Source organism: Erythrobacter sp. QSSC1-22B, from assembly GCF_001678665.1.
Lineage (GTDB): Bacteria > Pseudomonadota > Alphaproteobacteria > Sphingomonadales > Sphingomonadaceae > Qipengyuania.
The window spans coordinates 1-21,813 of record NZ_LZRP01000001.1; the positions used below are offsets into that span (position 1 = coordinate 1).

The following is a 21,813-nucleotide window of genomic DNA, read 5'->3' on the forward strand; positions in this document are numbered from 1 at the left end:
ACATCAACCTCGACCGCTCAACCCCTTTCGAAACGGCCTCTAAGGGGATCCTTCTTGCACGCCGATCCACAAAGGGGGGCACCGAAAGTTCTTTTATAACGATTAGGTTGATAGCAGAGGCGCCGCTTTGGACAAAGACTGTGCAATCGGCGGACTTTCCGCTTGGCCAACACCCGGTAGATAAGATCCATGCCCGAAAACCAAGATCCCGCTGCCGGACCGAGCAGAAGCCCTTGGAGGGCTTGGCTTCATTTCAGGAGCGACTGGCTTAAGGCGCGGGTTTATCACCATTTCTCAGCTAGCTTGCCGAAGCTTTGATCGCGGAGCGTTCGTTAACCATTTCTTAGGATTTAGCCGCCATTAACCATCATTGACGGGGGCGACGTACATAAAGGCAGACTAGTGTCCAATTCGCGTATCCTCGATGCAGCCGAACGTCTTCGGATCGTTGGCAACACATTGAACAATCCCGACGACGTAGCCATTGCACAGCAGTATGTCCAAGAACTGGAAGCGCTTGCCGCCTGCGAGGTGACCACCTCTCCATCTGCGCGGCGTACAGCTCCAGAAGAAGAGCGCATGGCGATGCTTGGTAGCTCACTTAAGAAAGCATTTCGCTTGGATCATGGCCCTCACTTAAGCGAAGTTCTCGATTCTCTCAATTGTGTAAGTAGCCGCGCCGCATAGCAACATTTCGGTAGAGCAATCGCCTATCAAGGGTGGTTTTTGTCCGTGAGATCTAGCCTCCGCTCCCCGCCGACCGGAAGCCCCCTTATGCATATTGCTTCGGTGTGCCCAACTGCCGAACGCCAAAAAATCGTGAGTCAGCCATTAGGGCGGCACAAGAGAATCCGGCGCTGCGAGACGAGGGCCGATGCACTGGTCGCCCTACAAATTTCGACGATTAGCATTACCGGGTACAATTGGGAGGTAAGTGGCCAGAAACCAACACTCCGACCTATGGCCTTTTCTAAATCTAACCGTAGGTCATTGAGACTAGCAGTGCTGAGAAAAGACGTTCGCCAGGCCCGCTAAGCGCTAGACCTCGGGAGCCTTATGAGTTCAGATTTGAATGCGGTTCAGTGGCGCTGACATTTTGAACTCGAACCCTTCTGGCTCAAAATTGAGGACTGAACTACCGCCAAAATAAGAGGCGAGCACACGTTCGATCATTTGGGAACCAAAACCGCTCTTTGTTGGATAATGCACCTGCGGCCCTCCGCGTTCTCGCCAGATGAATTCGAACAAACCTTTATTTTCATTGCGATGCCAGACAATCATTACTTTGCCTCTTGCTTGAGACAGCGATCCATATTTTATCGCGTTGGTCGCCAATAGGTTAATTGCTAGAGAGAGCGCGAGAGTTTGTTGTGGCTTGAGGCGAAAATCGGGTCCTGAGATTTCGAACTGGCCAGTTCCTTTGCGGTGAGGCGATAAAGCCCTTTCGGTCAACGAAGTTATACTCGAGCTCCTCCATTCATCATTTAGAAGTTCGGCATTTGCTTCTCCAATGACCACTATTCTAGCATGTATCGAGGCTTTGACAGCAACCAAATCGTCTGCATGTAATAAAGCCTGTCCGACTAATGATTGGATTAGGGTAAAGAGATTTTTTAACCGATGTTCCATTTCGTCGAGAAGCAAATGCTTTTGCCGCTCATTTGTCTTCAAAGAATGGATATCGGTACTGGTTCCCGTCCATTGAAAAATGGTGCCATCCGACGACTGAGCTGGCTGAGCGCGAGTTAAGACCCACCGATATTCACCGGAATAGTGTTTGAGGCGATGCTCATTTTCGCAGGGCTTGCCTGTCGTAAGGCCAGCAAGCCAAGTATCTGCGACACGTTCAAAATCGTCAGGGTGAATCGCATTTTGCCAGCCCGATGAAATACCCGATCCGGGCTCCATTCCAATAAAGTCTTAGCAAGCCTGGTTGAAATAGTTTACATCGCCGTGACGGTCGGTGCGGAACACGAGTTGCGGTATCGTGTCTGCGATCGAAAATAAGGGAGCGTCGATCAGAGGATCGATGCTTCGGAGACTATAGTCTTTATTCTGACTGTAATCCACCATGAATAATGAATAGCAATCCTGGTTGGCCTTGGTTTTCCTAAATGGCTCGATACGAGAAGTTAGGCTTCCTGCACGCGCAAAGAAGCCGCCTGACCGGTAGGAGTCCATACGAAACTGTCATGGAGCGTTCGGGCTGAGGGGTTTTTCCCCATTAACGGAAAGCAAGACGCCGCTAGTTTTTCAACCAGCGGCGCTCCTAACCATGCTGGTTTGCAATCAGGCGTAAGAGGGCGAAAAATTCCGTTTGCGCTTGGCGGTACGCATTGCCCCGCCAACGAAGCCAAAGCCTAACAGCATCATGGCCCAAGTGGAGGGTTCGGGGACGGCGGTGTCTGGAACTGAGCCGATATCTACGGCCCCATATCGTATTGTGCCGCCAGCCACGAGGTACTCGCCAGCGCCATCACCAAAGAACGTGACAGTTGAAAACGTATTTGAGCTATCAAACGCGCCGACAAAGTTCCGGTATCCATTCCCAGCTGCGAAACCAGGATTGTCAGTGCCCGAGTTAGCAGTCGCTACGAGGCGGGTCGCCCCACCGTCAAAGGCGATGAAGAGTGACGATGGGAAGCAGCAAGTCGCCCAGTCACCAATCTCAAGACCAAATGCGTTGATTGGGTTGGCGAATGTAAAAGTCAAACCCGACGAGGGGAATGGCGAATTGGGGTTTATGCCGATCGACTCTCCGCCGATCGCCGCGCCGGCCGCATTCGTGGTAACCGGAAGGTAGCCTGTATCTAAAAAGCGATTGCTCCCATCCGTGGACGTGATGGTAAAACCAGTACGCGCCCAGGTATTTCCGTTTGCAAGATTAGAGAGCGTATCAAGCTGAACCGTACCGCCGTTGCTCGTAATTGTATTGTCGAAGATAACGGTTTGAGTGGGTATGGGCCCGTTCTGGATTGCCTGCGCCAGTGCAGGCGACGAGCCTGAAAAAGCAATGGACAGAGCAGACGCGGCGAACAAATGGTATTTAGCCATGGCGGTCCTTTCCATAAAACGAATAGGTGCGCCAACAAGTGGCGGACCTGCTCACTGCAGCGCTGCACATCAGCGCATCAAGTAAGCTGATGTCAGACTTCGTGCGACCAGTAGTCGATGTTCGACTCGACTGAGCATGACGTAGCTCAAATACGGGCGATTGAAAACATGATTAATACGACGTCAATCGTCGTAGCCCGCAAATAGGCCGGTATGCAGAGGAAACCGATCTTGTCGAGTCAGCTCGCTGATGTTCGAAGAAGCGCCGTATATCAGCAAGATGCTAATATCCCCGACTACTGTGTTGATGGACCGCCGCGTGTATTACGATGCTATTTCACGTACCGAGGACTCCAGCGGTTAGTTATCGTACATCGCAGGAAATATCCGGAACTAGGTAGCGACGGGAAGTCCGGCATTCAGGATAAGCCCCACCGAAACCGACGGACCGGGCTCGGGCTCGTTCCTCTCTATCGAGACCAAGTCGACCAAGAGGCAAGCAGACTTTCATTTGCGAAGGCGTCATGACGCGCTCGCCGCAATGACCGCAGTCAGTCCATCCTTATTGCCACGTCTCATTCGTGAAGGTGTGTATGCTGCCTTAGCCGTCTTTGCCTTCGGAGGACTTGTTTTCATAAGCCCGAGTTCGGCTGTGGATTTAGAGAAACGGCTAAATTTGGACGACGTCTTAGAGTCGGTTTCAGAATGTCAGTCCACATGTGATCCTCCATCGATGTCTCGCAACACCGATTGAATCACATCATGCTGATATCACACAACTTCATTTTCCGTCAGGCTCTAAGGTATATTTGCATCGATGAGCACTAGGTTATTGCGCATATCGCGTTGCCGCGGGAAAGCGGAGTGGTAGCCGGGATTATCTAGCGAACGAGGCTTAAACAACCAGATGGCGAGTGATATTTACTGTCACCTTACGGTTACCCCGCAAACGGACCCGGCATTTCCGACGCCGTGTCTTAGATTCCACGATTGAACCGCAGCTTTCGGGGTCGCCAAATATTACGTGGAATGACGTGTGCTTGGCGCGTTGCAGACCGGCCACTTCCGTAACAGCTGCACTTGGTCTATAAACGGTACATTCGCTTGGCAGCGATTGCTCTGGAGTCGCGGGCCATCTTTTTACGAAGCGTTTCCGCCATTCCAATAGGCCAAAATTTATGTCTAGTGCCCGCTCAAGAGTTTCCGGAATCATTCGCACCGAACTGCTACCGTGGAATAAGTATGCGGGCAAAGCAGTGGCATACCCCGCGATCAAGTTCTATCTCGGACAGATCGGCGGAAGCGCAATAGGTGATTCGCCATGGAAAAGCCGCAGGTCAGCTCTCCGAGCAATGCGCTAGGCCCACTCGATAAGTTACGGGTGTTGGTGGTCGAGGACGAGGTTCTAATATCGATGCTGCTGGCGGATGCGCTCGACGAGCTCGGCTGCGAGCTGATCGGCCCGTGCGATACGCTTAGCGCTGCGCTCGTTGCAGCCGAGGGTGGAGGCTATGACGTCGCCGTAGTCGATTTCAACCTCGAGGGAGAGCAGGCCACCCCGCTGACCCGGAGGCTAGCAGAGCTCGGCCATCCATTCGCAATCGCGAGCGGTGGCGGGACTGACGCGACCGGACATGGTGAAGCCGCCCATCTGCCTAAACCATTCAGGATCGAAGATGTGAAGTCGGTCTTGCGCGTGCTTGGTGGCCGAGCGGAAACGCGAAACTGAAAGGGCCGGTTGCGACCGAAGCGATTTGCCAAAAGGAGACTGAAGGCTAGCCACCCAGGTCAAGCCATCCCCCCCCCTCCGCCCGAGACCACAAGACCGGTCAGGTACCTCAATGGTCCGCTCGGGTTGCTTGACAATAAGGTTGCACAGGCCGAGCCTAACGACTCGGTGATCGAGCCCTAACAATAGAAACCAACAAGAATGCGGTCGCTCCATTCGCTTGCTGATCCCAGCATGCGCAACGGCTTCTCTATAGAAGCTCGCCGGAGATTGATATGACTGAGCCTGATCCAGGCACCCTGAACCTCTTGGTAGGCAAGATGCTGGGTGATCTCGGCGGTGCCTTCAGCGTGCCGACGGTCCGCATTGGCATCCGTCTCGGCCTGTTTGATTCTTCGCATAAGCAGGGGCCAGCAAATTCCGACCAACTCGCGATCCGGCTCGGGCTCGCAGAACGATATGTCCGGGAGTGGGCGCTAGCGCAGGCTGCTAACGGTTACGTTCAGTTTGATCCGGAAACGCAGCGCTTCAGCGTCTCTCCCGAGCAGGCGATGGTCTTGGTGATCAAGGACAGCCCTTTCTATCTGGAAGGCGCTTTCGAAACGGCAGCCGCAATGATCGAGGGTGAGCCAAAGGTCGAGCACGGGTTCCGCACAGGAGAGGGCGTGGCCTGGGGCGAAAGCGCAGGATGCCTGTTTTGTGCGGTAGGAGCCTTCTTCCGACCCGGTTACGTTAACGGCCTTGTTCAGGCTTGGCTTCCAGCGCTCGAAGATATGGTGCCGCGGCTAGAAGCTGGGGCCAAGGTCGCGGACGTGGGCTGCGGCGTCGGGTTCTCAACTCTCCTAATGGCCGAGGCTTTCCCGCAGAGTCGCTTCATCGGTTACGACTTTCATAGCCCGTCAATCGAACAAGCGAGAGCCCATGCCGCGGCGCATGGGTTGAGTGATCGCGTCAAGTTCGAAACGGCTCCTGCTAAAGAGATTAACGAAGCCGATTTCGATCTGATCACCATGTTTGACTGCTTACACGACATGAGCGATCCGAGTGGCTGTGCTGAACACTTGCTCAAGATTCTCAAGAAAGACGGCGCTTGGATGATTGTCGAGCCGATAGCGGGGAATAGTCCCGCTGAGAACGTCGGCAATCCCGTAAGTCGCCTCTATTACAATGCGTCCACAATGGTTTGTGTGCCGACATCGCTCGCCCAGGAGGTCGGCGAAGCGCTTGGCGCCCAAGCTGGAGAGGAGAGGCTCACGCAATTGATCAAAAATGCGGGTTTTGGCAGCGTCCGAAGGGCGACCGAAGGACCTTTCAACATGGTCCTGGAAGCGCGACCGTAGCGAAAATTCCTTTCTGAGGGTCCCGAAGCCACCCAGTTCACGCTATTCCCAGTGACTCGCCAAGACCCTGAAACTTGGCAGGCGGCTGTGGCCTGATTTTTGCCAGGCGTGGAATTTCGCGGATCGGCCCAATCGCAGACATGATGCTCTTCATGCTGGTCGGCTCGTATTGGGAACGGCGGCCTTTTCCCAGCTTGCGCTAAACCTATTCACATGGATCCCTTTGCCCAGTCCTGCCACTCTGGAATCAGTTCAGCGGGCAGGGCGGCGACAAATGTCTTGTCCAGGGGATAGTGTGGCATAGCTTTAGCCACAGCGGACAGGAGGGCAGCACCCTGGAGACGGTCTTTCCTGCGCTTAAGCGGGTTGCGTTTCGCCTGCTCCCCTAACCACAGCTTATGCAGCGCAAACCAACGCGGATCGGGCGCTACGATGCGCGCCGGGGTGCCATCGCGACATGGCACAACCTGATTGACATATCGACCGGGAAGGAGCCATTCTTGCTCTGGCAAGGGGACAGGCCGCGGCCTGTCCGATGCGCTAAGTGTATCTGCCCGGGACGGCGCCACTAGCAATTCCACTTCATAGGCCTTGGCATTGCGGGCCTGAAAATCGCGCTCGGAATTGATTGTAAAGGTGGGGTCCACGGCTTTAAGAAGATCCCAAACCTGTGCGCCGCCCTCCGCTTCCTCGGCCGCCCAAGCGAGATCGAAATCCTCCGTCTCGTCCGGTACGCCGATGAATGCACCAGCCATTTCCAACGAGTATGCTGCCATCGCATTGGTGCCGACGACTAACAGGTGGCTACCTAGTAGGTTGCGGCGGTCGGCTTCGCGCAGGATCGGTCCGGCGTCGGCGGACAGCATGGGAAGCCGCAGGGCGCGAGCGATCCTGCTGCTCTCCGTCAAAGATTCCTTGGAGCCGTCCCTCCGTTCTTTGGCAGCAGCCTTTTCCTTACGGTAGAGCGCAAGCATGCGCGCCTTCTTATTGTCCCACGCGCCCAAGCTCGTTCCATTTCCCCCTCGATCATTGATCTCGTAAAGATACTCGTATTCACCCACCTTCTTGCGCCGTAAATCATAGGGCAGGGCGCCCAGCGCGCGCTCTGCTGCGATCCATACCTCGTATCGCTGGTGGAGATTGATGAGCGCGCGCTCTTGTTCGGAGCTGAAGGGCTTGATTGTCGGCATTTACGACGTTTATCCCACGATTTGCGCCAGTGCAAGAATGTGGGATAAACTTGCCGTCCAGCGCGATCAATCCTCGCGTCATCAAGCCTCATCTATGACTTTTACAACAACGGCCGGCACTTCGGCGGCATCTCAGGCCGTCGGATAAGTCGCGGATAGCACCTTTCCAAAGGCCTCCTGCAAGTGCGCCTGGTCTTCCTGGACTCACCGAGCGTTTCGTCGGCTCCTTTGCGGAACGAACAGGCGCCTGCGACACCGGTCCTTGCGAGGTCTAGCTTACTATGTTCGCAACGGCATGACCTCGCTGTTCGCAGCGCTTGACATTGCCGCAAGGGCGGTAGTCGTATCGGACATCACGGATCGTGCTTTTTCGGAAGACCGTTATCAGTGAGGCTAAAAGTGTGGCTTTCCCGATCTTTGTGGATTTCCGCGATCCGATCAGTAATCCCGAGGTCGTTGCGAATGATTTGGATGCCGGGAACCATGTTTAAATCGTCGCTTCATTGAGGCGTTGCGACTATCTTTGTTCCGCAAGAGCAAAGATGTGAGCTCGACGCCGTTCAGGAGACCAGCCCTCGCGCTCAGACATTTCGAAGAGGCGAATTTCATCGGATGTTAGCGGATTGCCTTCGATTTTTTGGCGACCTACACCCGGGATTCGGTCGCTTTTTGTTCGCAAGTGAAGATCGCCGGTGACAATGCGCGCAGTCAAGATGGCTGATGCATTCGAATCAGTCGGCCTATTTTGCCCTCCAGTCCCTTTGAGCTCATTGCTTCTCTCGTTCGTCAGCATTGCTATAGGCCGAAGTTGGATCGCAGGGACCTGACAATTCAATCTGAAACGCTTCGTCCGCTAAACCTAGTCGGATTGCATTTTGATGCCATTCCGCTGGTAGATCCGCACCCAATCGATCTCCATGGCGATTTCGTCGTTCTGGATGCGCTCTGCGGTATGGGCCGGGAGTCCCTTGTAGGGCTCGGAAATGCCATTGGTCTTGAACGGATAGACGCCGCCAACCGCGAAGTTCAGGATGATGTGCTTCGGGGTATCGAACTGCCACTCACCGTAATTCTCGACCATGGGACGGGTCACGCGATAGGTCAGCCGGCCATCGATCTTGAACAGGATGCGTTCGGCATTCCAGTCGACCTCGTATTCGTGCCAGTCGGTGACGTCGGTGCCCGGATCGAAGAAATACTTGTTCACGAGCGGGGTTTCGCCCGAATAGCCGGGGCCGTGGAGCGCGACCCCGGTCCAGTCCGCCTCGCCGACATATTCCATGATGTCGATCTCGCCGGTCTCGGGCCAGGTGCCGTTGCCGAGCAGCCAGAAAGCGGGCCACACCCCGACGGCATCGGGCATGCGGATCCGTGCGACCGCACGGCCATGGGTGAAGTCGAAGCGGTCCTCGCTGGTAATCCGTCCCGACACGAAATCGGCCTTGCGCCCCGTGGGCGTCTCGAAACCTTCGCGAAACCGCGGTTGCAGGACCAAGACACCGTCGGTGGCCCCATCGACGCTTCCCGCGGGCGCGAAGCGGATCGTTTCGGGCGAATCGATATAGGCCTGCTCTTCTTCATTGACCCAGAAATCGGGGCCGATGGCGTTCCATTTCGTCCTGTCGAGTGTGGGGAGGTCGAACTCGTCGGCGAAAACCAGCCGCTCGGTCTCATCGACCTGGGCCGAGACCGGTCCGGGCGTGAAGACGCAGCCTGCGGCCATCGCCGACATCGCGGCAGCGAGCATGAGTGATTTGGTCCTGATCATAGATTCGCCCCTTCAGATGCAATGGTGTGTCAGGCCGGGTCGCGCGCGAAAATGCCGAAGCCGGCGATGATAGCGTAGCAGGCGATCGGCAGGATCATCGCCACCGCCAGACTCCCGCTCACATCCGCGAGCATGCCGTAGAGCAGCGGGACGACCGCGCCGCCGAAGATTGCGACGTTGATGATGCCGGATCCATCGGCTGCCCGCGGACCGAGTTTCTCGCAGGCAAGCGAGAAGATCGTCGGGAACATGATAGAGTTCATGAGGCCCACTGCCAGCAGGGTGTAGGCGGCCGCTTCGCCCGATGTCATGGTGCTGACGATTATGAGCAGGATTGCGCCTGCGGAATTGAAGGCGAGAATCCTGCCGGGCGAGAACATGCGAAGCACGGCCGAGCCGATGAACCGCCCGACCATCGCGCCGCCCCAATAGAGACCGATCATCCAGCCCACGACGCTCTCCGGCTGCCCCAGAACGCGGTCCTGCGCCAGATAGTTGATGATGATCGAGCCGATCGAGACCTCGGCCCCGACATAGAGGAAGATGCACAGCGCGCCGTAGCCGAAGCGGCTGCGTTTCAGGAGGTCGAGACCGGCGAGACCGGACGATGCCTCGTGCTTCTCTCCCTGCAGCCGGTTGCGGAAGGTCCAGACCGCCAGAGCGACGAGAGCGATCAGGATGGCGACGCCGAGATAGCCCTGCCAGATCGCTTCGCTTTCCGCCTGCCGATAGGCCTGCAACTGCGCGCCCGAGAGCTGGTCGGCGCTGACAGCGGCGAGGCTGCCGAGGATTACCGCCGCCCCGACGATCGGAAAGACTGTCGTGCCGAGCGAGTTGAAGGCCTGTGCAAAGGTCAGCCGGCTGTGCGCGGTCTTCTGGGGCCCGAGGAGCGAGATCAACGGGTTGGCGACGACCTGGACGATCACCACGCCGCTTGCGAGCACGAACAGGGCCAGGAGGAACAGCGCATAAGTCGCGTTCTGGCTGGCGGGAATGAACAGAAGGCAGCCGACCATCATCGTCAGAAGACCGGCCACCGCGCCGCGCATGTAACCGATCTTCTTGACCAGCTTCGCGCCGGGGATGCCGACGATCAGATAGGCGGCGAAGAAGCAGAACTGCACCAGCATCGCCTGCGTGTAGTTGAGCGTGAACAGCTCCTTGAGCTTGGGAATGAGGACATCATTGAGCGAGGTGATGCCGCCGAAGATAAAGAACAGCCCGAAAACGAAGTATTGCAGCCCGGGGGCATCGATGTGGCTGCCCTCCGCCTCCACCGGGTTCGGATCGGTGCTCGATGCGGCGTCAGGTGCCAGTGCCATGGTTCATTGTCCTCCCCATATCGGCCTCTCCGGGCCGCGAATTCAGAAATGTCGCTCGTCGCTGCGCTCCGCCGGGTTCCCGACCTAGAACGAACACTGCGTATCGTCGGGCAAATCCTGCCGCGCAATGCTTGCGATGCGGATCGCCAGCGGTGCTTGCGACGAAATCGCAAGGCTGTCGCGCGGCCCGTCGGTGCATTGTTCGGTCACGATCATCTCGCGCCAGTCCTTGCCCTCGGCATGGGCGAGCTGGCTGGTGATGTCGATTTCGGTATCGCCGACCCGCAGCACGACGGGCGCGGTGGGGCGGCGGTCGATGGCGTAGCTGATGCGATAATCACCGCCGCCCTGGTCCGACTGGGCCAGCGACAGGGTCGCCCCTGCTGCGAAGGTGATTTCCCGCGCGTCTTCCTGGCGCAGATTGTCGATCCCGCGCGCGACGATACCCTCCGCCTCGCCGCGCAGGTTCGGCAGATCCGTTTCGCCGGCGCGGGCCACGATGCCGCGGTCCAGCCGCCCATTGACGAACCAATCGGTCGCATCGCTCCCGGCAAGAAAACCGCAGGTCTCGTCGAGCTGAGGCAGGGGAGAGGTTTCGGATAGCGAGCGACCGTAGCCGAAGGCGAACAGCGCCCCTCGCGCATCGTTGACCGGCGTTCCGGCGCAGCTTTCGGGCCAGCTGAACGACAGGCGTCCGGTCGCTTCGCGTCTGCCGAAGAGAATGTCGGCCACTCCCGCGCCCTCGCCGCCGGGGAGCCATGAGGCCACGAATGCATCCGCGGCGTTGAGTTCGCGGTTCATCCACAAGGGTCTGCCCGAGAGCAGCACCGCGACCGTCGGGATGCCGTCGGAGCGAAATTTGCGCAGAAGCTCGAGCCCTTCCTCGTCTGCCAGGACGAGGTTCTTTCGGTCGCCCGCGAATTCGGCGTATGGCTCCTCGCCGAACACGACCACGGCCACGTCCGGTCTGTCCCCATAGCTGCCGTCGACCGACAGCGTCGCGGCGCCTCCGGCGCCCTCGGTTGCCTGCTGCAATCCCGACCAGATCGAGGTGGCTCCGGGGAAATAGTCGTTGGTCAGCTCGCGTCCGCCCTGCCAGGTCAGCGTCCAGCCGCCGGAGGCCTGGCCGATACTGTCCGCCGCAATCCCGGCGACCAGGATGTCCTGTCCGCTCCGCAGAGGAAGAACACCGGCGTTCTTGAGCAACACTTGCGACTTGGCGACGGCCTCGCGCGCAATGGAGCGATGCTCGGGCGAGCCCAGCCGGTCGAAAGCGCCGCCATTGGCGCGCTGCGAAGGGCGGCGCGCGTCGCCATCAAGCAGGCCGGCGCGCAGCTTCATCCGCAGCACCCGGCCCACCGCCTCGTCCAGTCGGGCCATCGGAATGGTCCCGTCGCGGACCTGCGCGACGAGGCTGTCCATCAGTGCCGTCCAGTCGTCCGGGACCATGTATATGTCGAGACCCGCCAACAGCGCCTGCGGGCAATCGGTGACGGTGCAGCCGGCGACCTGGCCATGTCCGTTCCAGTCGCCGACGGTTACCCCGTCGAAGCCCATCTCATCGCGCAAGACGCCGGTCAGCATGGCCTGATTGCCATGCATCTTGCTCCCGTTGACCGAATTGAAGCTGGCCATGACCGACTGCACCCCGGCGGCGATCGCGGCCGGATAGGGCGTCGCATGAATCGCCTTGAGCTCATCGATGTAGCCGTTGACGTCGCCCTGATCGACGCCCTGTTCGGTTCCCCCGTCGCCGAAGAAGTGCTTGGCGGTCGCGATCACATGACCGCGACCCAGAAAGTCTTGGGAGGCACGGCGGCCCTGCAGGCCTTCCACCAGGGCCGCGCCCAGCGACGCAGTGAGCCGGGGATCTTCCGAATAGCTTTCGTAGGTCCGTCCCCAGCGATGGTCGCGCGCGACCGCCACGGTGGGGGAGAAGTTCCAGTCGATGCCGGTTGCTTCGATTTCGACGGCAGTCGCTTCGCCGATGCGCCGCACCAGGTCGGCGTCCCCCGTCGCGCCGAGGCCGATATTGTGGGGGAATATCGTCGCGCCCACCACATTGGTGTGTCCGTGGACGGCGTCGGTCCCCCAGATGGTGGGAATGGCCGGCTCGTCGCTCGGGAGGGGAGCGGTCGAGGCGTCCCACATCTCGTCGGCGAGTTTGAGCCATTGCGCCGCGGGCGCATATTCGTCGCCAAAGGGGCCGCCGTTTCCGCCGTTCAGATAGCTGCCGAAGCGGTACCGGCGCATGTCCTCGGCCGTGAAGGAATTGATCTGTGGCTGTATCAGTTGGGCGACCTTGCGCTCCATGCTCATCCGCCCGAGCAGCTGCTCCACCCTAAGGTCTTCGTCCCTCTCTGCGGATTGGGCGAGTGCGGGTCTTTCCTCCAACGAACCGACGGATGCACAGCCCGACAGAGCCGCTCCGGCCGCCGCCGCCATCAACCACGCTCTCATACCGATCCTCCCCGCGCTCCCGTCAGATTGGGAACGTTATCATTTTGAGGGAATGGCATGGCGGGGAATCGAAATCAAGCGGCGAGCCCCTCGATAGCGAGCAGCAGGGCGCAAGCCGTCATCGCGAGTGCCGCCAGGAGCAGAAACAGCGCGCCAAACCCGAAGGTCGGTACGAGCGCTATGGTGAGCCATGGCATTACCAGCGACGGCATTGTGTTTGTGAGATTGAAGATACCCAGGTCGCGACCGCGTGTTCCGGGACGAGGCAGGATACGCAGGGTCTGGCTCGTATGGAGCGACAGAAAGACCCCTATGGCCAGACCGAAAACGACGTAGCCGGCAACGGCGCTCACGAGATCGACGGCAATCGCCATGATCAACAGGCCCACCGACCCCAGACCGGCGCAGATCACCAGCGGACGGAGCGGACGATCGATGCGGTCCGACCAGCGCCCGGCAATCATCGCGAGCGGCACGGAGATAGAGAGGACCGCGGCGAAGATCGTCGCCGCTTCATTGTCTCCGAAACCGTCTTCGATCGATTGCAGCCAATACAGCAGATAGGCGAACAGAGTTGCCTCGGCGATTTGCACCAGCAGACGCGCGAGCCACATGCTGGCGACTTGCTTGCGCTGAACCCGAGGTCTCGCCTGGGACACGGGATTGGAAACCATGAGATGCGTCATGCTGCGCGGTCGGCCGAATGCCAGAATGGGTATTACCATGGCGAACACCGACAACGCGACGAGAATCAGCCGCGTATCGGCGCCTGCGAGATCCGGCCAAGTCACCAGCGCGCCCGACAGAGCGCCCAGCGCCGGCGAAAAGGACAGCAGTCCGCCGAGCATGCCCTTCTGTTGATCGGGCACGCAGTCCCCCGCCCATGCCGCCAGTGGCGCCAGCATCATGTTGAGAGCGATCTGCCACAGCACGATCAACGCGATCAGACTGCGACCGTTTTGAGCCTCGCGCATAGAGACCAACATGACGCCGGAAAGGATCATGCCGGCGATGATCCACGGACGCCGTGCCCCAGTTCGATCACTGAGCCAGCCGAACCCGACATTCGCCAGGCTCGCTGCGATGGCGCCTGCAAATGCGGCATAGGCGAGGATGGAAACCTCATCCTCGCCCCCACCCATTCCCTGGACGCGCACGGGAAGGAGGATAGTCAGGAACGGGACATAGGCGACCGCGCCACCCGCCGCGGCAAGTGCGTAGAGCAGCAGGAAGCGAAGCGACTGACGCTCCGCCATGGGCGGGGTCTCAGCGCCGTCCATGTGGCGGCGCGGGGCCTGTGGATCCGCGCACGACGAGTTCGCCGACGACGGTCACCGGTTCGCCGGGTGGCGGGCAGTTACGGCTGTCGATGAGCAGCTCGACCGCGCGCGAAGCGGTGGCGGCGATGGGCTGATCGACCGCGGTCAACGCCGGGTCGGTAAACCGGACGATCGGCGAATTGTCGAAGCTCACCAGGGAAAGATCGCGCGGCACTTCGAGCCCCATCTCGCGCGCCAGCTCCAGCGCGGCCAGCGTCATCTGGTCGCTGCTGCAGATGATCGCGGTCGGGCGATCGCGCAGGGTCAGCAGCTTGCGTGCTGCCAGCTTGCCGCTCTCGAACCCGAAATCGCCGCGCGTGCAGAGATCGTCATGCGAATGGCCGGCTTGGTCCATGGCCCACTTCCAGCCGTCGATACGCCGGTTCGACAGGCTGAACTCTTCAGGACCGGCTACGAAACCGATCCGCTCGTGCCCATGATCGAGGAGGTGCTGGGTTGCCAACCGCGCGTTAGGAGTGTCGCCCATGGTGATGGCAATGCCCGGTCCCCCCTGGCGCGATCCGATGCGCGCGAAGGGAATGCCTGTTTTGGCGAGGAAACTCGTGATTAGCGGGTTTTCCGAGTGCGGCGGCGTCAGAATGACCCCATCGGGCTGGAGCGCCGCGATTGCGCCGCTGAGCTCGCGCTCGACATGGTCGCTGTGCGTGTCGACCAGTTCGATCAGCATGCGGTATCCGCGCTCCGCACAGGTCAACATACCGCCTAGCAGCATCTGATCGACCCAGTCGCGTCCTTCGCGTGCGGTCCAATCGGCGATCGTGCGGTCGCGGTCGTTGATGGCGAGGATCAGATAGGAACGCGAACCACTCATCCGCTGTGCCGCGATCGAGGGGACGTAGCTGAGCCTGTCGATGCTGGCCCGTACCTTCTCCTTCATCGCCGGACGGACGTTGGGCTCGTTGTTGATGACGCGGCTGACGGTCTGCAGGGACACGCCCGCATCCGCCGCAACATGCTTAATCGTGACTGCCTGACGCCGTCTCGCCATCGTTCAACTCTTGTTGTTTATGCAGCCCGGCTCGCTAGCGCGCCCGGACAGGTAACTCCAGAGCTCAGGCCCGACGATGGCAGTGGGTTACGAACCAAAAGCGAGCCCGCGGCTGGGCACGGACCCGCTTATGCTCGATGGGAGCGAGGAAGCGATCAGAAAGCGAACCGCGCGAGAAACGTGTAGCGGCGATCGTTCCGGAAGGCTGATCGGGTGAGGCGGGTTCCATCGAAGTCGATGACCTGCGTGGTGCGGGTCACCTCGTCGAGCAGATTCACGCCCTGAACGCCCAGCTTTATCTTGTCGGTCAGGGCGAAGAAGAACGACGCATCCAGCTGACCGGTCGATTCCTGCCAGATCGGCGAAAACGGGAAGATGTCGTCGCGCGGGGTGATCAGGAAATCCGAACGCCAGTTATAGGCAACCCGCGTGGAAATCGGCCCCTTTTCGTAAAAGAGAGTGGCATTCACCGTGTGCTTAGAGACCCCCTGAAGCGGTTGCCGCGAAGCGAAATTGCTGCGGTTTCCGAAGATATCGGGATTGGAGAAATCGCCCGCATCGACATAGGTGTAAGTCAGTTGCGACCCGAACCCGCTCAGGAGACCGGGCAGGAAGTCGTAGGACTGCTGATAGGCGACTTCGACACCCTTGAGCGTTCCGCCGAGTTCGTTGCTTGGTCCGTTCACTTCGACTTCGAAAGCGCCGTCGGCGGTCGGGTACTCGACCACATTGACCCCGCTGCTCACGATGCCGGACAGATCCTTCACGAAGCCTGCCACGGTAAACGAACCTACATCGTCGAAATACCATTCGAGCGAGAGGTCGTAATTCCAGGATTGGGTCGCCTGGACGTTGCGATTTCCGGTGAACAGCTGGAACAACGGTCCGGTTTCGAGCGCGCCTCCGGACAGCAGATCGCCGGTGTTGTCTGCAATGGTCCCCCCGGCGCGGAAAAACGACAGGTCGGGACGCGAGATGCCTTTCGACACTGCGCCGCGCAGCAGCAGGCCATTACCGAAATCCAGCTTCGCGTTGAAGCTGGGTAGCCAGTGATCGAAAGTGATGTCGCGGCCGTCGATGATCACATCGCCGGTATAGGCCGAAGCAAATTGAGCGAGGCGCGCATCGGAGAGTTGGCAGTATCCGATCTGTGCGGTGGGATTGGGATTGTTGGCGCACGAGAACTGTATCTCGGAGACCTGGACGATCCCGTCACCGTTCCCGCCCGCATTGTTGGCGGGATTATCGAAGTCGGCCGGATTGGGCAATGCGATCACACCGCCGCTCTTCACCGTGGTCTGCACATAGCGCACCCCGAAATTGCCCTCGAGCGCCCAGCCATTGTCGAAGTCCAGACCGTAGTCGAGACGAGCGTAAGCCGCCGCCGTAAGTTCTTCCACGTCGGAAATCTGGTCGGCCGTGAAGCCGTCGGCCATCGGGGTCCACCGTTCAGGCAGGAACTCGGGGAAAGCGAATGCCGCGATCGCCTCGCCTTGTGCGACCGTAGTTCCATCGAGGTACTCGCCGATGAAGTCGTCGCCGCCGAAGAAATAGCCGCCGCCGTTCTGGATCGGGGTCGGCGCGTTGCCACGCTGGAAATTGTCGGCGAACGGGGTGCGGTAGCCGCTCGCATCGGGGAAATCGTTCGGATAGGCGCCCCCGCAGCCATAGACCTGCGGATCCGCGCAGTTCCAATTGCCGTTGCGCCCGGTCCACGGCGCCCCGAGCGAACCCCAGTTCTGGAAATTGGTATCGCGGGTTGTCCGGTCGCGTTCCGCCCACCGCGTCCCGAAGCGGGCTCGCTTGATGAAGCCGGAGTCGCTGACATCGTAATCGACATCGAAGCGGACGCTGTCGAGCGAGCCCTCGTTGCGTGCCTTGCTGTCGAGGAGGAACCAGTAATAGGTGTAGGCGGGGTCGTCGTAGATGCCCTCGGGAGCGCCGATCGGCGTGATGAACTGGACCTGCGGCGTGTCGCCCCGGTTGTCGATCACCAGATCTGAGAAGGTGTTCATCGCCCCGATGATCGAATCCTGCCGCAGGTCGGAACTGATGTGCTGAAGTTCGAAATTGAACCGCAAGCGATCGGTTGCCTCGAACTGCGCGTCGAACGAAATATCCTGGGTTTTCGCCTCGGTGTTCCGCTGGAAGCGAGCCAGTTCGGTGGGCAGGCCGCCCCATGGCGACAAGCCGGAATCACCGAGCAGCTGGGTCAAGGTTCCGGTCTGGAAGACCCCGCTCTCGTCAAAGGTCCAATCCGTCCCGGCCCGCTCGATCGGAAAGCCCGCATCGTTGTTGACCAGCGCCTGGATGAAATACTCGTCGGTGAAGAACTGGGTTTCGGCCCGGAGATATTCGACCGTCGCAAGGAGGCGGCCATCGCCGCTCTCGAACTGGCCAACCGCGGAAAAGGCCTCGCGATCCCGCTCGAGGTCGGTGGTCCGCACACCGCCGCCCTTGGGAACGACGACCGTACCCGGAGGCGGAAAGGTGTTTTCGTCGAAATTCACGTCCCCGAAACCGCCTGAACCGACCGCCTGTACGCGTATACAGGGGTCATCGAGGCTGGGATCCCGGTAACAGGGATCCTGCAATTGCGAGGCATCGGTCCGGCTGACGAGCTCGGATTTCGCATAGCCGAGCTGGAGGCCGAACATGCTGCCACCGCCGGTGGTCCAGGTGTTCGAGATGATCCCCGAAAAGCCCGGCGACCATTCCTTCGCAAGATCGCCGTAATTCGCTTCGATCGAGCCCGCGAAGTTCAGGCCGGGATTATCGAGCGGCTTGCGTGTCACCAAATTGACCGTGCCGGCAATTCCCCCGTCAACCATGTCCGCGGTGGTGTTCTTGAAAACTTCGACGCGGCCCAGGAGTTCGGGCGACACATCGTTGAACGAAAGCTCGCGACCGCCGGTAGCGGAGAAGATATCGCGGCCGTTGAGTTCGGAGCGGACATAGGGAAGCCCGCGAATGACGACGCCGGTACCCTCGACCGAGAAGCGATCGGGGTCCGAGGTTTTCTCGAAGCGGCCGATGTTGACGCCCGGAACACGCTGCAGCGCCTCTGCGACCGAGCGGTCGGCCAGCGCGCCGATGTCTTCGGCGGTAATCACGTCGACGACGGTGTCTGCACTGCGCTTGATGTTCTGCGCGGATTCGAGCGAGGCGCGAAAGCCCGTGACGACGATCAGGTCCTCGGCGACCGGCTCTTCGGAAACGGGGGTTTCTTCTTCATCCCCTTCCGGCGCTTCCTGCGCCAGGGCGGGATGCCACGCCATCAGCGCAAGTCCCGATGCAGTGGTCAGCACTGCGATGCGGCTTGCCGCAAGCGCAATTCCGGTAGGTTTCCGAGACATATATCCTCCCCTGGCACAATCTTTATGGCGAACGACTCCGCCTTTTTCTTTTCACCTACCGGTAATTGTGAGCGTTCACAAGCGCCGGTATGAACGTTCACAAATTTAGCGTGGCGGACTCGCAACAGCTTGGGAAAAGTGGCAGTGAGGAAGGATGGCTATTGAGAAAATCGTGATCGTGGGGGGCGGGACCGCAGGCTGGATGGCCGCCGCCGCCCTGTCCCGCTTGAAGACCGGCAATGCACTCGACATCGAACTCGTCGAGTCCGAGCAGATCGGAACCGTCGGCGTTGGCGAGGCGACGATCCCGCCCTTCGTCGAATTCAACAGCCTGCTCGAGATCGACGAGCAGGAGATGCTCGCGGCGACGCAGGGTTCCTTCAAACTCGGCATCCAGTTCGTGAACTGGGGCAGTATCGGCGAGAGCTATATCCACCCTTTCGGGTCCTATGGATACGAGATTGGGGGCGTGTCGTTTCAACACATCTGGCATCGCCTGTACCAGAGCGGAGACAAGCGGCCTATCCAGGTCTTCAGCCTGGAGACGATGGCAGCCTATTTCGGCAAGTTCGCCCGTACTGAAGACTACCGTAGCGACGACCTTCCACCAACAAACTACGCTTACCATATCGACGCGACGCGCTACGCGGCTTTTCTACGCGGTTATGCGGAAAGGCGCGGCGTAATACGCCGCGAGGGCAAGGTGATGGATGTCACGCTCGATAGCGAATCTGGCTACGTAGCCTCGCTCACGATGGAGAACGGCGAGACAATCCGCGGCGATCTGTTCATCGATTGCTCGGGCTTCCGCGGCCTGCTGATCGAACAGGCGCTTGAAACCGGAAACGAGGACTGGCGGCATTACCTGCCCTGCGATCGCGCCGTTGCGCTGCCGTGCAAGCGCGTGGATGGCAGCGCTCCCCCGCCCGTCACGCGCGCCACCGCGCACAGTGCCGGATGGCAGTGGCAGGTTCCGCTCCAGCATCGCAACGGCAACGGGCATGTCTACTGCAGCGAATACATGAGCGACGAGGAGGCGCACGACATCCTCGTCCGCAACCTGGCCGGCAAGCCGCAGGCGGACCCCAATTTCCTGCGGTTCGTAACGGGTCGCCGCAAGAAGTTCTGGAACAAGAACGTGGTCGCGCTCGGGCTGGCGGCGGGTTTCATGGAGCCGCTGGAATCCACCTCAATCCACCTGATCAATACCGGCATCAGCAAGCTGATCGCTTTGCTGTCGCTCGACGGGATCACCCAGACCCAGGAAGACGCGTACAATCGGCTCACCGCCAAGGAATATGCGCGCATTCGCGATTTTCTGGTGCTCCATTACACTGCGACGAGCCGCACCGACTCCGATTTCTGGAACTACTGCCGGACAATGGATGTCCCCGATACGCTCACCGAGAAGATCGAGTTGTTCCGCACCAACGGGCAGATTTTCCGCGAAGAGGACGAGTTGTTCACGGAGACCAGCTGGGCTGCAGTAATGATGGGCCAAGGCATCGCCATGGGAGGGCACAACCCGATGGCCGATACTATAGGCGAAACCAAGCTCTTGAAGGAAGTCGACGAGATCGAGAAATCCATCGCGTTCCTGGTCAAGCAAATGCCCACGCATGCGGACTATCTCGCCAAATATTGCCCCGGCAAGCCGATGTAAACGCAGGCGCCACTCGGGCTCGCAGCTGCAACAAAGTGAATTGGCAATACGAGGGCGGGCGCTGAGAATGCACCAGCCAGAGGGCTATCGTACCAGGCAGCGCAGATAAGGTAGAATGTATCCCCCGACGGTCGGAGAAGGGGGAGCGAATGGCAAGACAAGGTTTGGCACTGGCGAGTGCATTCGGGCTGGCTGCCTGCGTAACAGCCCCGGCTTCGAACGCAATTGCGGTTTCCTCCTACAACCCGGATTGCCGGGCGATTGGCAGTTTCCTCGACAATGCGGTTGCAGAGGGCCGAACGGTCGGAGCATCCACTCTAATCTGGAAGGACGGGCGCGAAGTCTGCTTCGCAAACGCGGGATCGGCTTCGCGCGAAGCTATTCGAACGTTCGCGCGCGATACCCTCGTACAGGTCTTTTCCATGACCAAGCCCGTGACAGGCGTGGCGCTGATGCAGCTGTGGGAGCAGGGCAAGTTCGGGCTCGACGATTTGCTCTATTGGCACCGGGATTTGAAAGTTGCAACCGAAATTGGCAGCGATGGCAACCTTGTGTTGCGCGATCCTTCGCGCCCACCGACCGTCCGCGACGTCTTGCGCCATACGGCGGGCTTCACTTACGGCCGATCGGACGAACCCGCGGACAGGGTCTGGGCGCAGTTGCAACCGCTGTCGACGCAGAACACCCTCGCTGAATTTTCCGCCAGGATGGCAAAGGTGCCGCTGCGAGCCGACCCGGGGACCCGCTGGATCTATTCCGCGAGCGTCGATATCCAGGCACGGCTCGTCGAAACCCTGTCGGGGATGGCATTCGACGAATACGTGGCCACCAGGATATTCGCGCCGCTGGAAATGAACGACAGCGGCTGGCACGGATATACGTCGCCGGGGAGAACGGCACTCTCGACCCTATGCCCCGCGACGAATGCCTCTAGGCGAATTTCTCCAGCAAGCCGATGACGATGGGTGGCTCGGGCATCGTCACCACGGTGGACGATTACATGCGGTTCGCCCGCATGCTGCTGAACGAAGGAGAACTGGAGGGTCAGCGCATCCTCCACCCGGCCACGATCGGCCTCATGTCCACCGATATGCTCGATCCGCGCATATCAATGGAAAATCGGATGTGGCTGCCGGGCAAGGGGATCGGAGGCTTTGGTTTTAACTTCTTCGTGCGCACTGCGCCGCCTGCGTCGCCAGATGAAAACAGGGGGACGGTCGGCGAATTCTTCTGGGCCGGCCTGCTCTCTATGCTCTTCTGGGTCGACCCGGGACAGAACATGACGGTTATCTTCGCTACCCAGAAAATCCCGTTCGGCAACGCACTTCATCACGATTTTCGCGCCCCCGTCTTGGGGGTAGATTATTCTGGTATACCGTCGGAATGAGCCGAATGAAGGTGCTTGTGGTGCCACCATTCATTCTGATCCGGCCCGATTCGGCGAATGCATCTATATCGATGAAAACCGCATGGTGCCCACCCAGTTGCTGAAATCCCTCGCCTCAATGGGGCTTCGCGACCAGCGGGTTTGCAAATAACACTGCGCATTTCGCAGTCAGCCACTGGAGCGCGCTAAACAATCCCGGCTCAAGCTTGTTGGAGT

Annotated in this window: 15 protein-coding genes; 6 read left to right on the forward strand and 9 right to left on the reverse strand. The window is 59.5% G+C overall.

Going from position 1 to position 21,813, the window contains the following annotated elements:
- The first annotated feature begins 402 nt into the window (after positions 1-402).
- Positions 403-687 carry a hypothetical protein gene (locus tag A9995_RS16435; protein WP_145916746.1) on the forward strand — a complete coding sequence of 95 codons (285 nt, stop codon included), beginning with the start codon at positions 403-405 and terminating at the stop codon, positions 685-687.
- A 375-nt stretch (positions 688-1,062) separates the two neighbouring features.
- Here the strand turns inward: A9995_RS16435 and A9995_RS15815 are convergent, their stop codons facing one another.
- Together A9995_RS15815 and A9995_RS00010 are read right to left on the reverse strand one after the other, a co-directional pair.
- The gene (locus tag A9995_RS15815) at positions 1,063-1,908 is read right to left on the reverse strand and encodes an HWE histidine kinase domain-containing protein (protein WP_082992377.1); all 846 of its coding nucleotides are present in this window, start codon (positions 1,906-1,908) and stop codon (positions 1,063-1,065) included.
- 381 nt (positions 1,909-2,289) lie between these two features.
- Positions 2,290-3,054, reverse strand: a complete 765-nt coding sequence (locus tag A9995_RS00010; RefSeq protein ID WP_145916747.1) for a PEPxxWA-CTERM sorting domain-containing protein — start codon at positions 3,052-3,054, stop codon at positions 2,290-2,292.
- A gap of 1,321 nt (positions 3,055-4,375) precedes the next feature.
- Here A9995_RS00010 and A9995_RS00015 point away from each other — a divergent pair.
- Both A9995_RS00015 and A9995_RS00020 read left to right on the forward strand, forming a co-directional pair.
- A complete protein-coding gene (locus A9995_RS00015) occupies positions 4,376-4,783 on the forward strand; it encodes a response regulator (RefSeq protein WP_067607407.1) in 408 nt (135 codons plus the stop codon).
- Positions 4,784-5,058: 275 nt separating this feature from the next.
- On the forward strand, positions 5,059-6,123 hold the full coding sequence (locus tag A9995_RS00020) for a class I SAM-dependent methyltransferase (RefSeq protein WP_067607410.1): 1,065 nt from the start codon (positions 5,059-5,061) through the stop codon (positions 6,121-6,123).
- A 209-nt stretch (positions 6,124-6,332) separates the two neighbouring features.
- On the opposite strand, the gene A9995_RS00025 is transcribed toward A9995_RS00020, so the two are convergent.
- The 7 genes from A9995_RS00025 to A9995_RS00055 all read right to left on the reverse strand — a co-directional run bounded on the left by A9995_RS00025 (position 6,333) and on the right by A9995_RS00055 (position 18,547).
- Entirely contained in the window at positions 6,333-7,313 is a 981-nt protein-coding gene (locus A9995_RS00025) for a GSU2403 family nucleotidyltransferase fold protein (protein ID WP_067607413.1), read from the reverse strand.
- Between the two features lie 859 nt (positions 7,314-8,172).
- The gene (locus A9995_RS00030; RefSeq protein WP_067607416.1) at positions 8,173-9,081 is read right to left on the reverse strand and encodes a family 16 glycosylhydrolase; all 909 of its coding nucleotides are present in this window, start codon (positions 9,079-9,081) and stop codon (positions 8,173-8,175) included.
- 29 nt (positions 9,082-9,110) lie between these two features.
- Positions 9,111-10,403, reverse strand: a complete 1,293-nt coding sequence (locus A9995_RS00035; protein ID WP_067607419.1) for a sugar MFS transporter — start codon at positions 10,401-10,403, stop codon at positions 9,111-9,113.
- 84 nt (positions 10,404-10,487) lie between these two features.
- On the reverse strand, positions 10,488-12,743 hold the full coding sequence (locus A9995_RS00040; protein WP_233998021.1) for a glycoside hydrolase family 3 protein: 2,256 nt from the start codon (positions 12,741-12,743) through the stop codon (positions 10,488-10,490).
- 194 nt (positions 12,744-12,937) lie between these two features.
- Positions 12,938-14,143 (reverse strand): MFS transporter, encoded by a 1,206-nt coding sequence (locus A9995_RS00045; RefSeq protein WP_067607425.1) that lies wholly within the window; start codon positions 14,141-14,143, stop codon positions 12,938-12,940.
- On the reverse strand, positions 14,130-15,191 hold the full coding sequence (locus A9995_RS00050) for a LacI family DNA-binding transcriptional regulator (RefSeq protein ID WP_067607428.1): 1,062 nt from the start codon (positions 15,189-15,191) through the stop codon (positions 14,130-14,132). The genes A9995_RS00045 and A9995_RS00050 overlap by 14 nt, the downstream gene beginning before the upstream one ends.
- A 155-nt stretch (positions 15,192-15,346) precedes the next feature.
- On the reverse strand, positions 15,347-18,547 hold the full coding sequence (locus A9995_RS00055) for a TonB-dependent receptor (protein WP_067607431.1): 3,201 nt from the start codon (positions 18,545-18,547) through the stop codon (positions 15,347-15,349).
- A 154-nt stretch (positions 18,548-18,701) separates the two neighbouring features.
- Here A9995_RS00055 and A9995_RS00060 point away from each other — a divergent pair, with 154 nt between their 5' ends.
- The 3 genes from A9995_RS00060 (at position 18,702) to A9995_RS17485 (ending at position 21,597) form a co-directional block, all read left to right on the forward strand.
- Complete coding sequence (locus A9995_RS00060; RefSeq protein ID WP_067607434.1) at positions 18,702-20,210, forward strand: tryptophan halogenase family protein; 1,509 nt, start codon at positions 18,702-18,704, stop codon at positions 20,208-20,210.
- 149 nt (positions 20,211-20,359) lie between these two features.
- On the forward strand, positions 20,360-21,169 hold the full coding sequence (locus tag A9995_RS00065) for a serine hydrolase (RefSeq protein ID WP_199797184.1): 810 nt from the start codon (positions 20,360-20,362) through the stop codon (positions 21,167-21,169).
- Between the two features lie 2 nt (positions 21,170-21,171).
- A complete protein-coding gene (locus tag A9995_RS17485) occupies positions 21,172-21,597 on the forward strand; it encodes a serine hydrolase (protein WP_199797185.1) in 426 nt (141 codons plus the stop codon).
- Positions 21,598-21,813 lie beyond the last annotated feature (216 nt).

Bases quoted from the DNA above. Each gene is read 5' to 3' on its own strand.
- A9995_RS00010 (WP_145916747.1), bottom strand. From the start codon at position 3,054: ATGGCTAAATACCATTTGTTCGCCGCGTCTGCTCTGTCCATTGCTTTT.
- A9995_RS00020 (WP_067607410.1), top strand. From the start codon at position 5,059: ATGACTGAGCCTGATCCAGGCACCCTGAACCTCTTGGTAGGCAAGATG.
- A9995_RS00050 (WP_067607428.1), bottom strand. From the start codon at position 15,191: ATGGCGAGACGGCGTCAGGCAGTCACGATTAAGCATGTTGCGGCGGAT.
- A9995_RS00030 (WP_067607416.1), bottom strand. From the start codon at position 9,081: ATGATCAGGACCAAATCACTCATGCTCGCTGCCGCGATGTCGGCGATG.
- A9995_RS00015 (WP_067607407.1), top strand. From the start codon at position 4,376: ATGGAAAAGCCGCAGGTCAGCTCTCCGAGCAATGCGCTAGGCCCACTC.
- A9995_RS00065 (WP_199797184.1), top strand. From the start codon at position 20,360: ATGGCAAGACAAGGTTTGGCACTGGCGAGTGCATTCGGGCTGGCTGCC.
- A9995_RS00025 (WP_067607413.1), bottom strand. From the start codon at position 7,313: ATGCCGACAATCAAGCCCTTCAGCTCCGAACAAGAGCGCGCGCTCATC.
- A9995_RS00060 (WP_067607434.1), top strand. From the start codon at position 18,702: ATGGCTATTGAGAAAATCGTGATCGTGGGGGGCGGGACCGCAGGCTGG.
- A9995_RS00055 (WP_067607431.1), bottom strand. From the start codon at position 18,547: ATGTCTCGGAAACCTACCGGAATTGCGCTTGCGGCAAGCCGCATCGCA.
- A9995_RS17485 (WP_199797185.1), top strand. From the start codon at position 21,172: ATGGGTGGCTCGGGCATCGTCACCACGGTGGACGATTACATGCGGTTC.
- A9995_RS15815 (WP_082992377.1), bottom strand. From the start codon at position 1,908: ATGGAGCCCGGATCGGGTATTTCATCGGGCTGGCAAAATGCGATTCAC.
- A9995_RS00045 (WP_067607425.1), bottom strand. From the start codon at position 14,143: ATGGACGGCGCTGAGACCCCGCCCATGGCGGAGCGTCAGTCGCTTCGC.
- A9995_RS00035 (WP_067607419.1), bottom strand. From the start codon at position 10,403: ATGGCACTGGCACCTGACGCCGCATCGAGCACCGATCCGAACCCGGTG.